The sequence below is a fragment of the Herbiconiux gentiana genome (genome assembly GCF_024978135.1).
GTDB lineage: Bacteria > Actinomycetota > Actinomycetes > Actinomycetales > Microbacteriaceae > Herbiconiux > Herbiconiux gentiana.
The window spans coordinates 1-14,454 of the sequence record NZ_JANTEZ010000009.1 but is presented as its reverse complement, the minus strand read 5'-3'; the positions used below and the strand labels follow the sequence as shown (position 1 = coordinate 14,454).

The following is a 14,454-nucleotide window of genomic DNA, read 5'->3' as shown; positions in this document are numbered from 1 at the left end:
ATGCTTGCACGCTATGACCGGAGAGCCTCGGGCGACCATCGGCCGGCGCTCCTTCGTGGGCGTGGGGGTCGCCTCGCTCATCTCGGCCGGCGTCGGCTTCGCCGTGATCGTCATCGTGCCGCGGACGTTCGGCGACGACCAGGCCGCCACCACGACCTTCCTGGCGTTCTGGTCGTTCCTGTTCGCCTGGTACGGCATCCTCGGCGGGCTCTCGTCGGAGACGACCCGGGCCGTGCACGCGAGCGACACCATCGACCGGCCGGACCGCCGGGAACCGCGGCTGCTCGTCGTCGGGCTCGCCGTGGGTGTCGGCCTCGGCGTGCTGCTCTGGGCCTCGAGCCTCTGGTGGGGCCCCGCGGTGCTCGGTGCCGAGTACGCCTGGCTGGCCCTGCCGCTCAGCTGCTCGGTCGCGCTCTACTCGGGGCACGCCACCCTCGTCGGCATCCTCGGCGGGCGCCTGGAGTGGGCGACCTTCGCGCGCCTCGTGATCGGCGACTCGGCGCTCCGGATCGTGCTGGTGGGCGGCGCCGCCCTGATCGCGGCGACGGTCGCCGGGTTCGCGGTGGCGGCCAGCGTCGCGTCGGTGGCGTGGCTGATCGGACTCGTGTTCTCGCCCACCCTGCGCCGGGCCGCCTCGGCCCGCAGCGACGTGGGGCTCGGTGACCTGCTGAAGCGCATCGGCCACGCCTGTCTCGCGTCGGGGTCGAGTGCGGTGCTCGTGGTGGGCTTCCCGGTCGTCCTCACGCTGACCTCGACCCGCGCCGAGTACGAGGCGGCGGCCGCCCTGCTCGTCGCCGTCACCTTCACCCGGGCCCCGCTGCTCATCCCGCTGAACGCCTACCAGGGCGTGGCCATCGCGCACTTCGTCAACAACCGCTCGGCGGGTCTGCGGGCGCTCGCCCCGGTGGCCCGGCTGATCGGCCTGATCGCCGCCGCGGGCGCCGTGCTCGGCGGCCTGCTCGGGCCGTGGCTGCTGACCCTCGTCTACGGCCCCGACTACGTCATCAGCGGCTGGACCGTCGCCGGGCTCGTGCTCGCCGCCGCGATGCTCGCGCTGCTCACGCTGACCGGGGCGCTCTGCCTCGCGCTCGAGAAGCACCGGTGGTTCTCGCTCGGGTGGCTGGCGGCGACGGCGCTCGCCGTGCTGCTGCTCCTGCTGCCCCTCGAGGGCGAGGGCGGCACCGAGCTGCGCACCGTGCTCGCCCTGGGCATCGGCCCGCTGGCGGGTCTTGTGATCCATCTCGTCGTGCTGCGGCGCGCGAGCCGGCAGGAGAGGACGGTGGCATGACCTCCGGGGAGATCCGCGCCAGCGTCTGCATGGCCACCTACAAGGGCTCGGCCTACGTGGCCGAGCAGATCGAGTCCATCGTCGCCCAGCTGGGGCCCGACGACGAGCTCGTGATCGTCGACGACTCCTCGCCCGACGACACGGCCGCCGTGATCGTGCAGACCGTCGCCCGGCTGAACGAGTCGCGCGTGTTCCTCACCTCCACGAACGAGAACGTCGGCTACGTGCGGGCGTTCGAGGCGGCGATCCGCCGGGCCCGCGGCCGCTACGTCTTCCTCAGCGACCAGGACGACGTCTGGACCCCGGGCCGTCACGAGGCCATGATCGCCGGGCTGTCCGACGCGCTGGTGGTCGCCGGAAACCACTCCATCCTCGGTCGGGCCGGCACGCGTCTTTGGTACCCGCCGCTCCGGGCGGGCACCTCGTCGAAGCATCTGCTGAACCTGTTCGCGATCCTCGTCGGCTACCGGCCGTACTTCGGCTGCGCGATGGGCTTCCGGCGAGAGGTCGTCGACGGGGGCGTGCTGCCGATCCCGCCGTTCGTCACCGAGTCGCACGACGTCTGGATCGCCATCACGGGCAACGTGCGGGGGAGCATCCGGCACCTCGAGCGAGACGTCGTCGAACGTCGCCTGCACGACAGCAACCAGACACCGCTCGGGGTGCGTGGGCTCGGCACCATCCTGCGGGCCAGGCGGATGCTCGCCCGCGCCGTGCTCGAGGCGTGGCGCCGCGCGCTGGCGGCGAAGCGGGCGCGGCAGGCTCTGCGCGCCGGCCGGGCCGCGCGGGCGTCGCGCTAGCGCAGCAGGTGCCGCAGCAGCGCCCGGCGCCCGGCGGGGTCTCCCGCCCGCAGAGCCGCGGGCAGCTCGGTCGCCGCGTTCAGCCGTGAGGTGGGGTGCAGTCGTGCCGCCCGTTCGGCCCGGTGCCAGCGCGCCGCGTGCGCCCGGGCGGCCGTCTCGGAGAACAGTGCGTGCTCCTCGCCGAACTTGGCGCCGTCGGGCCCCGTGACCGCCGAGACGCTGCCGGCATGCCGCCGGTACGAGAACACCACCTCGTCGTCGAGCAGCATCGATCCGCCGTCGAAGACGATGTCGAGCATCAGCTGCAGGTCCTGCACCACCTCGTAGCCGGGCCGGAAGCCGAAGCGGCGGAGCGCGTCGGCCTGCCAGACGACCGAGGGGAAGTAGGCCCAGTTGCCGATCAGCAGGCTGCGGGCGAGGGGTTCGCCGCCGAGCAGCTCCGGTTTCGGGCCACGCGGCCGCAGTCTCGCCTTCACCCGGTCGGCGAGCGGCCGGTGCACCCGCCCCTCGGCGTCGATCACCTCGACGCCCGGCTGCACGATGGCGGCGTCAGGATGCTCGCGCACGAGCTCGGCCACGCGGGCCACGTAGCCCGCGTGCATCCGGTCGTCGCAGCCCATCAGCACGGCGCGGTCGTTCTCGATCAGCCGCACGCACTCGCGGAAGTTGCCCCCGACGCCGAGGTTCACCACGTTGCGGAGGTAATGCACCCGCGGATCGCCGAGGGAGGCCGCCCACTCGCCCGGCGCGGGATCGGGGTAGACGTCGTCGACGATCACCAGCCGCCAGTCGGGGTCGCTCTGGGCGAGCACGCTGTCGACCGCCTCGCGGAAGTGGTCGAGGCGACCGTAGAACGGCATCATGATGTCGAGCGTCACGGGGTGGTCTCCTGGGAGGGGGCGGGCACGGGGTCGTCGGCGCGGCGGAGGTTGCGCCGCCAGCTGAGGTCGCGGGCGGCCTTCACGGTGCAGATCACGAGCAGCAGCCAGCCGTACTCCACGAGCACGGCGCTCTCGGCCGAGCTGGTGACCACGAGCACCACCATCACGAGCGCGATCCAGACGTAGACGATGCTCTTGCGGGCCGCCGCGAGCACCCAGGCCCGGCCCAGGGTGAGAGCCACGAGCACCACGAAGATCGCGATGCCGATCAGCCCGGTCTGGAAGTAGACGTCGAAGTAGGCGTTCAGGGCCGAGGTGTGGGCCCGGTTGCCGATCACGTCGAGCGCGAAGAAGGGCGATACCGAGGAGCGCCAGAAGCCGGCCCAGCCCCAGCCCTCCAGCGGGTTGAGGTCGATCAGCCGCCAGAGCTCCCGCCAGATCTCGAGCCGGTAGGTGAACTCGCGGCGGGTGCTGAGGATCTCGAGGATGCGCCCGCGCACCAGGAAGCCGAGCACCAGGGTGAGCAGGCCGACCGCGAGCAGCACGAAGTGCCAGCCGCGCCGGGTCTCGGGTGCCGCCTGGCGGAGGGCGAAGAGCACGAGGGCGGCCGTGGCCGTGACCACGGCCACGCCGACCGTGATGGGCGAGCCCGAGAACACGATGGCGAGCGCCGCGACGACCACCGAGAACACGCCGGTGCCGCGGCGCACCGAGCGGGTGGCGAGCTCGATCGCGAACGTCACGAGGGCGATCAGCCCCACGAAGCCGAGCATGTTGCGGGTGCCGAGCACCCCCTGGATCGGGCCGCCCGAGGCGAGGGAGCCGGTGATGCCGAGGAAGCGGATCGGCACGTCGAGCAGCACGCCCGAGATCACCTCGACCACGAGCGAGAGCGTCAGCACGACCCGCAGCACGTCGCCGAGGGCGCGCACGATCTGGATCAGGTCGCGCACCACGGCGACGTAGATGCCGAGGAAGGCATACGCCAGGAGGTAGGCCAGCCCGTTCAGGGTCGTGGGCACGTACTGGCTCCAGAGCGAGGTCAGCGCGCACCAGGCGAGGAACAGCAGCAGCGACACCGGCAGCAGCCCGTGCCAGTCGAGCGCGCGCCAGCGACCCGCGAACGACAGGGCGGCGAACAGCACCAGCACGGCGATCATCGCGATCAGCCCGGGCCAGCCGACGGTCGACCGCAGGAGGTGGGAGAGGAACGCGGTGCCGAGGATCGCCGTGGTCAGCGCCTTCGCGAACCGGGTCTGGCCGAAGAAGGTCAGCGCGGCCGCGACGGGATGGTGCGGAGGCCTCGGCTCCGCGGTCATCGCCGCGCCGGCTCGGCCAGGCCGATGAGGCGGGGAGGTTCGGTGCCGAGGTCCTGCGCGACGGCGCCGAGCTCGATCTTCGTCTTCACCGCGATCACGACGAAGAGCAGCCAGCCGCCCTCGACCAGGATGCGGCTCTCGACCACGCTCTGCGCGAGCAGCGCGGTCAGCAGCAGCACGGGGGCCAGCGTGAGCGCGACCCGCGGGAGCGGGCGACCGCCGCCGTCGAGCGGGTGGTCGACCGCGAACCACCAGCTGCGGTAGAAGGTGCCGACGGCCAGCATCGCGAAGAGCACGAGGCCGACGATGCCGAGCTGCAGCATCACGTCGAGCCAGGCGTCGTGGGCCTGGAGGTAGGTCACGCCCTTCCGCACGGCGAGACCCTGGAAAGGTTCGACCCAGGGCGCCCAGTAGCTCACCCAGCCCCAGCCGAAAGCCGGACGCTGGGCGGACAGCTCGCTCACCGCGCGCCAGATGTCGAGCCTTCCGGTGAGGTCGTCGCTCTTGCCGAAGAGCGCGAGGATCTGCGACCAGAAGGTGCTCACGCCGACGATGGCGAGGGCCACGACGGCGGCGACACCCGCGAGCAGCCAGGTGCGACGGCCGGGGCCGACGCGGCGGGCGAGCAGCAGCACCCCGAGCATCCCGGCCGTGATGACCAGGGCGGCGATGGCGGTGGCCGAGCGGGTGAGCGCCAAGGTCGCCAGTGCCACGACCACCCAGGCGAGGCCCGGGCCGCGGCGGCGCAGTCCCTGGGCGAGCTGCACCAGCACGAGCACCAGGGCGAGCACCGCGGCGAAGGCGAGCAGGTTGCGGTTGCCGACGACGCCCTGGATCGGGCCGCCGTGGAACAGCAGGCCCTGCGACCAGTAGAAGGCGTCGGGCACCTTCTGCCCGGCGTAGTCGGTGAAGAAGGGGAGCACGGGCTGACGCACGAACAGGGCCACCACGAGCTCGAACACGAGGGAGAGGCCGAGGATCCAGTTCAGGGCGGTGGAGGCCGCCGCCACGAGCTGCGGCCAGCTCAGGGCCGCCACGAGGAACAGGGCGCAGAGGGTGGTGGCCGCCTGGGCGAGGAGGCCGAGCACGGTGGCGCCGGGGTAGGACGACCAGGCCAGCGAGAGCACGAGCAGCAGTGCGAACAGCACGAAGGTGCGCGGCAGGCGGCGCGGGTGCAGGCGCCCCCAGAGGCGTCGCCGCGTGAGCAGCACAGCGGATGCCGCGGTCAGCACGGCGGCCACCGCGAGGTAGCCCCACCAGCCGATCAGGTTGCGCCACAGGTCGGCCCCGAACGCCGTGAAGAACACGAGCACGGCGAGCGACCGGATCACGGCGTCGGTCGGGTAGCGCATGGGGACGATCCTACCCAGGGCCCGCGCCGACGACGGGGGCGCGTCCGCCATCGGCAGGCGGATGCGACGGGGGCGCATCCGAATACATTCAGACGAACGCGGCGAAGCCCGTGAGGCTGCGGCCGACGATCAGCGTGTTCATCTCGCGGGTGCCCTCGTAGGAGTAGAGCGCCTCGGCGTCGGCGAAGTGGCGGGCGACGTCGTACTCGAGCACGATGCCGTTGCCGCCGAGGGCCTCGCGGCACCAGGCGACGGTCTCGCGCATCCGGGCCGTCGTGTAGGCCTTCGCGAGCGCCGAGTGGTCGTCTTTCTGGGTGCCCTCGTCGAGCATCTGCGAGACGCGCACCACCATGCCGAGGCTGGCGGTGATGTTGCCGATGCTCTTGACCAGCAGGTCCTGGATGAGCTGGTGGCTCGCGATCGGCTTGCCGAACTGGACGCGCTCCTTGGTGTAGCGCAGGGCCGCCTCGTAGGCGCCGACCGAGTTGCCGACCGCGGCCCAGGCCACCTCGGCGCGGGTCAGTCGAAGCACCTTCGCGGTGTCGCGGAACGAATTCGCGTTCTGCAGCCGCAGGCTCTCGGGCACCCGTACGTCCTCGAGCGTGATGTCGGCGTTCTGCACGATGCGCAGGCTCTGCTTGCCCTCGATCTTGGTGGCGGTGTACCCGGGGGTGCTGGTCGGCACGATGAAGCCCTTGACCTGGCCGTCGGCCGCATCCTTCGCCCAGATGACGGTGATGTCGCTGAAGGTGGCGTTGCCGATCCAGCGCTTCGAGCCGTTCAGCACCCACTCGTCGCCGTCGCGGGTGGCGACGGTGCGCAGGCCCTGGGCGCTGTCGGATCCCGAGGTGGGCTCGGTGAGGCCGAAGGCGCCGACGATCTCGCCCCGCGCCATCTTCGGCAGCCACTCGGCGCGCTGCTCGGGGGAGCCGGTCACGCTGATGGAGCCCATTGCGAGACCGTTCTGCACCCCCACCAGCGTGGCGACGCTCGCGTCGACCCGGGCGAGCTCGAGCGCGACGAAGCCCCGGAAGACGGCCGAGTTCTCGAACGGCTTCGTCTCGTCCCAGGCGTAGCTGTAGACGTCGCGCTCGGCGAGGCCCTTCACGATCTCGTGCGGGAAGGTCGCGGCCTCCCAGTGACCGTTGACGATCGGCTTGACCTCGGTCTCGAGGTAGTGCCGCAGCCCCGCGATCGCCGCCTTCTCCCGCTCGTCGAGGAGGTTCTCATAGGAGTAGAAGTCGCTGGCGAGGAGCTCGAAGGTCATGGCGGCGAGCCTATTCGGGCGTGCATCCGGTGTTCGAGGCGCTTGGTAGTTTGGTCTAAACGGCCCATCGACGGGCCGCCGCTGCTTGTAGGTCGTTGATAAGGCCCCGAAGTGAAGAGGGAAGATGTTCGTACCCATCACCAACACGCCGCGTGACTACGCCTGGGGGTCGGAGACGGCCATCCCGCGACTGCTCGGCACCGAGGAGACCGGAGAGCCGCAGGCGGAGCTCTGGCTCGGAGCGCACCCGGGGAGCCCGGCGCGCATCTTCGACCCGTCGCTGACCGAGGGGCACACCGACCTCGAGTCGTGGATCGCGAGCGACCCGACCCGCATCGTCGGGCGCCGCGGCACGCTGCCGTACCTGCTCAAGATCCTGGCCGCCGCGGCCCCCCTGTCGTTGCAGGCGCACCCGACGCTCGAGCGCGCCCGCGAGGGGTTCGCCCGCGAGAACGCCGCGGGCATCGCCCTCGACGACCCGGCGCGCAACTACAAGGATGCGCTGCACAAGCCCGAGCTGGTGGTGGCGCTGAGCGACCGGTACGAGGCGCTCTGCGGCTTCCGCGCGCTCGCCGAGGTGCGCGAGATCGTCGACCTGCTGGTGATGATCGACGGCTCGCAGACGGCCCCGCGCTGGGAGCTCTACGGGCCCATCGTGCACCTGCTCGAGGACTCGCCCACCGCGTTCGAGAGCGACGCCGACATCCTGCGCTCGGTCGTGGCCTACCTGCTGAGCGGGGCCGAGGAGGTGCCGGCGCTCGTCGGGCACCTCGTGCGCACGGCCGAGAAGGCGCTGCACCCGGCGCACGCGCACCTCACCGATCCGTACACGCCGTCGCTCGAGACGGTCGTGCGGCTGAACGAGGAGTACCCGGGCGACCCGGGCATCGTGATCTCGCTGCTGCTGAACCGTGTGACGCTGGCGAAGGGGCAGGCGCTCTACCTGCCGGCCGGCAACATCCACGCCTACCTGTCGGGCCTCGGCGTCGAGCTGATGTCGGCGAGCGACAACGTGCTGCGCGGCGGGCTCACCCCGAAGCACGTCGACGTCGCCGAGCTGCTCGAGGTGCTCGACTTCGACGCGCTGCCGGTGCCGTACCTCGTGCCCACGCGGCCGGTGCCCGGGCTGTCGGTGTTCACGCCGGGAGTGCCCGACTTCGTGCTGGCGCAGGTGGAGGTCGGCATCGACCGGCCGTTCGCCGCTCCCACCGTGGGGTTCACGCCGCTCGGCGCGGCGATCGGTATCTGCATCGCGGGGGCCGTGACCGTGACGGGGGCGTCGGGGACGCACCGGTTCGCGCGCGGCGAGGCGTTCTTCGCGACGCCCGACGAGGGGGCGCTGGCGTTCGGCGGGTCGGGCACGGTGTTCGTGGCGGCGCCGGGGGCGCCGGCGGCGGAGCTGCCGTAGGGGCCGCGCTCGTTCGGCGGGCTCGGCGGGGTCGCGCGTCAGGCCGTCGCGCGCAGGGTGAAGGCGCGGCGGTAGGCAGCGGGCGTCGTGTTCAGCGTCTTCGAGAAGTGGTGGCGCATCACGGCGGCCGTGCCGAACCCGCTCTCGGCGGCGACGCCGTCGAGCGCGAGCGTGCTCTCCTCGAGCAGCTGCTGCGCGCGCAGCAGCCGCTGCCGGTTCAGCCAGGCTCCGGGGGTCGCCCCCGTGTCGGCCTTGAAGCGCCGGGCGAAGGTGCGCGGCGACATCAGCGCCTTGCGGGCCAGCTCGTCGACGGTGAGCTCCTGGTCGAGGTTCTCGAGCATCCACGCCGTGACCTCGGCGAAGGAATCGCTGCGGCACTCGGGGATGGGCGTCGCGATGTACTGCGACTGCCCGCCCGAGCGCTGCGGGGGCACCACCATGCGCCGGGCGACCACGTTCGCGGCCGAGGCGCCGAGCTCCAGCCGGATGAGGTGCAGACACGCGTCGATGCCCGAGGCTGTGCCGGCGCCGGTGATGATGGTGCCGTCCTCCACGAACAGCACGTCGGGGTCGACCTCGATGTCGGGGAAGTCGCGGGCGAGGCGGTCGGCATGCATCCAGTGCGTCGTGGCACGACGGCCCGAGAGCAGCCCCGACTTCGCGAGCGTGAAGGCTCCGCTGCAGATGCTGAGGATCCACGCCCCCCGCGCCGACGCCTCCTGCAGGAGGCGCACGACCTCCGGGTGCACGTCGGCGTCGATCTCGTGCGCCGGCACCGCGATGAGGTCGGCGTCGGCCGCCTGGTCGAGCCCCGCCGAGATCATCATGTCGTAGCCGAGGCTGGTGCGCACGGGGCCGGGCTCGGCGGTGACGATCGTGAAGTCGAACTCCGGGCCGCCGTGGTCGGTGCGGTCGATCCCGAACACCTCGCAGACGGTGCCGAACTCGAACGGGGCGACGCCGGGGATGGCGATGAGGGCGACCTTGTGGAGCATGCTGGCAGGATATCGACGGCGGCCGAGAAATGTCCAGCCGACCCTCGGATGGCGCACGACACGCGCCGTGTCGCAAGCCTTAAGGCGGGGTTGAGGGTTTAGCATCCGCGACTTGACGTGAGGGAACTACACGGGTGTAATTAGGCATCGGGGTTTTCGGCAAGTCGCAAGCTGGTTCAGAGGGTGGAGCGTGATATGGCCATGTCAGAGTACCGCTCAGGCGTACCGGATGACTGGTTCGTCGACCCGGTCAGCCTCGGTGTTCCCGGGGTGCGCAAGCCGCGGGTCGATGAGGAGGAGAATCCTCTCGCCTGGCAGGCCGACTCGCTCTGCGCGCAGACCGACCCCGAGGCGTTCTTCCCCGAGAAGGGCGGATCGACTCGTGACGCGAAGCGCATCTGCACCTCCTGCGAGGTGAAGGCCCAGTGCCTCGACTACGCGCTGCAGAACGACGAGCGCTTCGGCATCTGGGGCGGGCTCAGCGAGCGCGAGCGCCGTAAGCTGCGCAAGCGAGCCGTCTGAATCGCTGGGCCGGGCTGCGCCCGTCCGGTGCGCCGCCGCCTCTGCGGCGCGCTTCCCTCCCCACTTCACACGGGATTCATAAGAAACCGGCACGCCGGAGCGGTCGCCGGGCAAGGCGTCGGGGGCCACCTAGAGTCGTCACGATATGCGCGCCCGAGTCACTGCCGTCCTCGTCTCCTCGAATGGAGCCGACTACCTCCCGCGAACCCTCGAGGCCATCGCGGCCCAGACCCGAGCCCCCGATGCGCTGGTGGTGGTCGACTGCGCCTCGACCGACGCCACCTCGGCGCTGCTGGCGGCCGCGCATCCGACCCGCTTCATTCAGGCCTCGAGCCGACTGAACTTCGGCACCGCGATCGCGCACGCCCTCGGCGTCGCGCCCCCGCCCGACGACGCGAACGAGTGGCTGTGGCTGCTCGCCCACGACACGGCCCCCGAGCCGGATGCCCTGGCCGCCCTGCTGGCCGCCGTCGAGGTCAACCCCTCCGTCGCCGCCGCCGGCCCGAAGCAGATGGAGTGGGACGACCCCGACTACATCAGCGAGTTCGGCGAGACGATCACCCGCACCGGCGCCAGCGTGCCGCTCGTGGAGACCGAGCTCGACCAGGCCCAGCACGACCGTATGAGCGACGTGCTCGCCATGGGCGCCGCCGGCCTCCTCGTGCGCCACACCGTCTGGAACGAGGTGGGCGGCTTCGACCCGGCCCTGCCGACCGCCGACAACGCTCTCGACTTCGGCATCCGCACCCGCCTGGCCGGACATCGCGTGATCGCGGTGCCTGCCGCCCGGGTCGCGACCGACGGCGACGGGCTCTCGGGCCCCGGCCGCTCGATCAAGGGCTCGGCGCGCCGCAAGCGTCAGACCGCCCGCCGCGCCGCCCAGCTGCACCGCCGGCTGGTCTACGCGCCCGCGTTCGCCGTCGTCTTCCACTGGCTCTCGCTCGTGCCGCTCGCCGTCGCGCGCTCGTTGTTCCAGCTCGTGCGCAAGCAGCCGGGGGCCATCGGCGGGGAGTTCGCCGCGGCCTTCAAGACCGCCTTCGGTTCGCACATCGGGGCGGCCCGCCGGCGCCTGAAGGCCTCCAAGAAGGTCGGCTGGCGCGCCATCGCCCCGCTCCGGATGCCCGGTGACGAGATCCGGCGCCGCGCCTCCCTGCAGCGCGAGATCGCCCTGACCTACCTGCGGGGCGAGCGCGATCGCATCCAGTTCATCTCGAGCGGGGGAGTCGCGACCGTTCTCGTGATCGCCCTGATCGGCTCCGTCGTCTTCCTCCCGGTGTTCGGCGCCGCGGCCCTGACCGGGGGCGGTGCGCTGCCGCTCGAGACCACGGTCGGCGGGCTCTGGGCCCAGATCGGCACCGGCTTCCGCGACATCGGCCTCGGCTTCGTGGGGGCGGCCGACCCGTTCGCCGCCGTGCTCGCGGTGCTCGGCAGCATCACCTTCTGGTCGCCGTCGCTCGCGATCGTCGGCCTCTACCTCGTCGCGCTGCCGCTGGCCGCGCTGGCCGCGTGGTTCTGCGCGGCCCGGCTCACCGACCGGCCGGTGCTGCGCAGCGCCGCCGCCGTGCTCTGGGTGCTCGCTCCGCCGTTCGTCGGGGCCCTCGATGCCGGGATGATCGGGCCGGTGATCGCGCACCTGCTGCTGCCCTGGCTGGTGCTCGCCTTGCTCGCCGCGCCGAAGTCGTGGTCGGCGTCGGCGATCGCGTCCATCCTGTTCGCCGCGGTGCTCGCCTGCGCCCCGTCGCTCTGGCCCGCGCTGATCGTCGTGTGGCTGATCGCGACCATCGCCAGCCGCCGCGACGTGATGCGGCTGATCGGCATCCCGCTGCCGGCGCTCGTGCTCTTCGCCCCGCTCATCTGGGACCAGTTCCAGCGCGGTACCCCGCTCGCCCTGCTCGCCGACCCCGGGCTGACCGTCTGGCGGCCGACCGTGCCGGTGGTCGAGCTCCTGCTCGGGCTTCCGCGTACCGGTCTCGGCGGCTGGGAGTCGCTGGCCGCCGGTGTCGGGATCGACGCGGGGATCGTGCTGCTCGTGCTCGGCATCCTCGTGGTGCCGCTCGCGCTGATCGCCCTCGCCGCGCTGTTCCTGCCCGGCTCGTACCGCGCCGTCGTCGCCGTCGTGATCGCCCTGCTCGGGTTCGCCACCGCGGTCGGATCGCAGCAGCTCGCGCTCGCCACGAGCGGCTCGCAGTCGGTGGCGATCTGGCCCGGGTCGGGGCTCAGCCTCGCGTGGCTGGGACTCATCGGGGCGGCGATCCTCGGACTGTCGTCGCTGCCGCGGCTCGTCGCGCTGCCGGCCGTGGTCGCGACGGCCGCCGTCGCGGTGATCGTGCTGCCGTCGGCGCTCGGACTGCTGCTCGGCACCTCCGAGGTCGCCGCGGGAGCGGGCCGGCAGCTGCCGGCCTACGTCACGGCCGAGGCGTCGAACACGCCCCGCGTCGGTACGCTGCTGCTCGCGCCCCAGGGCGACGGGGGCATCGGGGCATCCGTCGTGCACGGAGCCGGACCGACGCTCGACCAGCAGTCGACGCTCGCCTCGACCGCGGCGTACGCGGGGGTCGACGGCGCCGACGGGTCGGAGCTCGCCTCGATCGTCGGGAACGCGGCGTCGATCAGCGGCGCCGAGGTCTCCAGCCGCCTGACCGCGCTCGGCATCGAGTTCGTGCTACTCACCCCGGCCCCGGCCGACGAGCAGGGTGCGCCCGCCGACGAGATCGCCACCCGCACCGCGAACGCGCTGAACAGCAACGCCCAGTTCACCTTCATCGGCGAGACCTTCGCCGGAGCGCTCTGGCAGGTGGCCGACGACGGGACGCTCGCGAGCCTGCCCGAGCCGTCTCCGACGAACGGGGGTACGCCGCTCGGTGTGCTGGTGCTCGTCGTGCAGGCCTTCGTCTTCGGCGTCGCGCTGCTGCTGGCCCTGCCGGCCGGGCGCCTGCAGGTGCAGGGCAACCGCGCGGTCAGCACCACGGCCCACGTCGGCGCGGCCGACTCGGTCGAGGAGGAGATCGCGGAGGAGAAGCTCACCGACGTCTCCGACCGCGTGCCCGTCGGCGAGGAGCCCGAGGCGCTCGACGCCCCTGCGGGCGCCCGCGCGCCGGCGGCCGCCCCTGCGACTGCCCCTGCTTCCGCTGCCCCGGTCACCCCCGCTTCGGCGGAGGCCGCCCCGGTCGCGGTCGAGAGCGCCGGCCCCGCGGCGGCACCCGGAATCGGCGCCGGCGGCGCGGCGGCTGCCACCGTCTCGGCGATCGCCCTCGCGGGCGCGACCACCGCGGAGGCGACGGACCGTTCCACCACCGACGACGCGGCCGACGCCAACCCGTCGACCGGCCCCTCGACCGCCGCCGAACCGTCCACTGGCGGCACCGCGGCGGCCCAGACGGCCGACGAGGCACCTGACGCGACTGACGCCGGTGCCACCGAGCCCGCGGCTCCGGCTGCCGCTCCCGAAGACGATCGTGCTGCGGCGAGCAGCGTCACCACCGCGGCCGGTGTCTACGCGGCGCACTACGTCGACGAGCAGCCCGCTGCTCCGGATGCTCCCGCCGCCGTCACGGCCCCCGAGTCCGGCTCCGACGCGCCGTGGTGGGCGGGTACCTCGCGCCCCAGCATGCCCGTGGCCGAGCAGAACTCCACCGCCGAGTACGCGGGCCACCGCCCCGAGCCCGACGCCACCCCGGCCGACGCCACCCCGGCCGTCGTCACGCCGGTGGCCGATGACGCTCCGACTGTCGACGCGCCCGTGGAGCTGGGCGACGAAGGAGATGCGGCCGGGTTCACTCGCGACGCGCCCGCCGAGGAGCCCGTGGCGCCGCAGCCGAGCCTGAGCGAGCAGGTGGAGGCCGCCACGGCCGACACCGCTCCGACGCCGATCATCCCGCCGGCGGAGGCACAGGCTGCCGAACCGGCTGGCGACTCCGTGGACACGGAGCGCGTCCACGCCGAGGAGCTGCCCGCCCCGGTGTCGGCGTTCGACCACGCGGCGGCCCAGGCCGACGGCCGGGTGGACGAGCGTGCGGAGGACCGCCACGACGGCTCCGCCGACGTCGCAGCAGCGCAGCCGCAGTCGCGGTTCGAGCCCGGCTACGTCGCGCCGCAGGGCACCCCCCTCCCGGCCCCGGAGTACGACGACTACGACCCCGACGACGAGACGGTGCTGAGCATCCGCGACGCCATCGACCGCGAGGACGGCGTCACCCCCGACGCCCACGAGCACGACGACCACGGGTCAGACGCCCACCACGAAGACGACCACGAGGAGGGACCCACCGATGCCCGATGAGACCCGCCCCGTGAACGGCGAGCCGGAGAACGGCGAGCCCGAGTACGCCGCGCCCACGAATGGTGCGCCCGCAGCTGGTGTGCCCACGAGCGCCGAGCCCACGAAGAGCGAGCTCGGCACCGTCGACTCGGCCCCGGCCCACCGCGTGGCCTCCGATGCGGCCTCCACCGGCGCGGCCGCCGCCGGCGCGAACGCGTCCGACGCGACCGTCACCGACTCGACCGGCGTAGCCGCACCCGCCGCCGCGACCGCCGACGGTGCCGCTGCGACCGCGACGGGCGCAGCCGACGGTGCCGCCGCGACCGCGACGGGCGCAGCCGACAGCGCCGCCGCGAAGCGGGCC

General features: G+C 72.8%; 10 protein-coding genes and 1 pseudogene. 6 read left to right on the top strand and 5 right to left on the bottom strand.

Going from position 1 to position 14,454, the window contains the following annotated elements:
* The first annotated feature begins 13 nt into the window (after nt 1–13).
* Both NVV95_RS16705 and NVV95_RS16700 read left to right on the top strand, forming a co-directional pair.
* The gene (locus NVV95_RS16705; RefSeq protein WP_259487688.1) at nt 14–1,288 is read left to right on the top strand and encodes a hypothetical protein; all 1,275 of its coding nucleotides are present in this window, start codon (nt 14–16) and stop codon (nt 1,286–1,288) included.
* Nucleotides 1,285–2,088, top strand: coding sequence for a glycosyltransferase (locus NVV95_RS16700; RefSeq protein WP_259487687.1), 804 nt, complete (start codon nt 1,285–1,287; stop codon nt 2,086–2,088). The genes NVV95_RS16705 and NVV95_RS16700 overlap by 4 nt, the downstream gene beginning before the upstream one ends.
* On the opposite strand, the gene NVV95_RS16695 is transcribed toward NVV95_RS16700, so the two are convergent.
* The 4 genes from NVV95_RS16695 to NVV95_RS16680 all read right to left on the bottom strand — a co-directional run bounded on the left by NVV95_RS16695 (nt 2,085) and on the right by NVV95_RS16680 (nt 6,907).
* Nucleotides 2,085–2,966, bottom strand: a complete 882-nt coding sequence (locus NVV95_RS16695) for a glycosyltransferase family 2 protein (RefSeq protein WP_259487686.1) — start codon at nt 2,964–2,966, stop codon at nt 2,085–2,087. The genes NVV95_RS16700 and NVV95_RS16695 overlap by 4 nt on opposite strands.
* Nucleotides 2,963–4,288 carry an O-antigen ligase family protein gene (locus NVV95_RS16690; protein ID WP_259487685.1) on the bottom strand — a complete coding sequence of 442 codons (1,326 nt, stop codon included), beginning with the start codon at nt 4,286–4,288 and terminating at the stop codon, nt 2,963–2,965. Before NVV95_RS16690 ends, NVV95_RS16695 begins: the two co-directional genes overlap by 4 nt.
* On the bottom strand, nt 4,285–5,640 hold the full coding sequence (locus NVV95_RS16685; RefSeq protein WP_259487684.1) for an O-antigen ligase family protein: 1,356 nt from the start codon (nt 5,638–5,640) through the stop codon (nt 4,285–4,287). The genes NVV95_RS16690 and NVV95_RS16685 overlap by 4 nt, the downstream gene beginning before the upstream one ends.
* 88 nt (nt 5,641–5,728) lie before the next feature.
* Nucleotides 5,729–6,907, bottom strand: coding sequence for an acyl-CoA dehydrogenase family protein (locus tag NVV95_RS16680; RefSeq protein WP_259487683.1), 1,179 nt, complete (start codon nt 6,905–6,907; stop codon nt 5,729–5,731).
* A 124-nt stretch (nt 6,908–7,031) separates the two neighbouring features.
* On the opposite strand from NVV95_RS16680, the gene manA reads away from it, so the two are divergent.
* Nucleotides 7,032–8,315 (top strand): mannose-6-phosphate isomerase, class I, encoded by a 1,284-nt coding sequence (manA, locus tag NVV95_RS16675; RefSeq protein WP_259487682.1) that lies wholly within the window; start codon nt 7,032–7,034, stop codon nt 8,313–8,315.
* A 38-nt stretch (nt 8,316–8,353) separates the two neighbouring features.
* On the opposite strand, the gene NVV95_RS16670 is transcribed toward manA, so the two are convergent.
* Nucleotides 8,354–9,310, bottom strand: a complete 957-nt coding sequence (locus NVV95_RS16670; protein WP_259487681.1) for a GlxA family transcriptional regulator — start codon at nt 9,308–9,310, stop codon at nt 8,354–8,356.
* Between the two features lie 195 nt (nt 9,311–9,505).
* On the opposite strand from NVV95_RS16670, the gene NVV95_RS16665 reads away from it, so the two are divergent.
* From NVV95_RS16665 to NVV95_RS16655, 3 genes and pseudogenes are all read left to right on the top strand, one after another.
* A complete protein-coding gene (locus NVV95_RS16665; RefSeq protein ID WP_173184054.1) occupies nt 9,506–9,832 on the top strand; it encodes a WhiB family transcriptional regulator in 327 nt (108 codons plus the stop codon).
* 145 nt (nt 9,833–9,977) lie between these two features.
* Nucleotides 9,978–14,111, top strand: a complete 4,134-nt coding sequence (locus tag NVV95_RS16660) for a glycosyltransferase family 2 protein (protein WP_259487680.1) — start codon at nt 9,978–9,980, stop codon at nt 14,109–14,111.
* Nucleotides 14,101–14,454, top strand: a pseudogene (locus NVV95_RS16655) (hypothetical protein); the annotation flags it as partial. The gene NVV95_RS16660 and the pseudogene NVV95_RS16655, both read left to right, overlap by 11 nt.

Bases quoted from the DNA above. Each gene is read 5' to 3' on its own strand.
- NVV95_RS16705 (WP_259487688.1), top strand. From the start codon at position 14: ATGACCGGAGAGCCTCGGGCGACCATCGGCCGGCGCTCCTTCGTGGGC.
- NVV95_RS16700 (WP_259487687.1), top strand. From the start codon at position 1,285: ATGACCTCCGGGGAGATCCGCGCCAGCGTCTGCATGGCCACCTACAAG.
- NVV95_RS16690 (WP_259487685.1), bottom strand. From the start codon at position 4,288: ATGACCGCGGAGCCGAGGCCTCCGCACCATCCCGTCGCGGCCGCGCTG.
- NVV95_RS16685 (WP_259487684.1), bottom strand. From the start codon at position 5,640: ATGCGCTACCCGACCGACGCCGTGATCCGGTCGCTCGCCGTGCTCGTG.
- NVV95_RS16680 (WP_259487683.1), bottom strand. From the start codon at position 6,907: ATGACCTTCGAGCTCCTCGCCAGCGACTTCTACTCCTATGAGAACCTC.
- manA (WP_259487682.1), top strand. From the start codon at position 7,032: ATGTTCGTACCCATCACCAACACGCCGCGTGACTACGCCTGGGGGTCG.
- NVV95_RS16670 (WP_259487681.1), bottom strand. From the start codon at position 9,310: ATGCTCCACAAGGTCGCCCTCATCGCCATCCCCGGCGTCGCCCCGTTC.
- NVV95_RS16665 (WP_173184054.1), top strand. From the start codon at position 9,506: ATGGCCATGTCAGAGTACCGCTCAGGCGTACCGGATGACTGGTTCGTC.
- NVV95_RS16660 (WP_259487680.1), top strand. From the start codon at position 9,978: ATGCGCGCCCGAGTCACTGCCGTCCTCGTCTCCTCGAATGGAGCCGAC.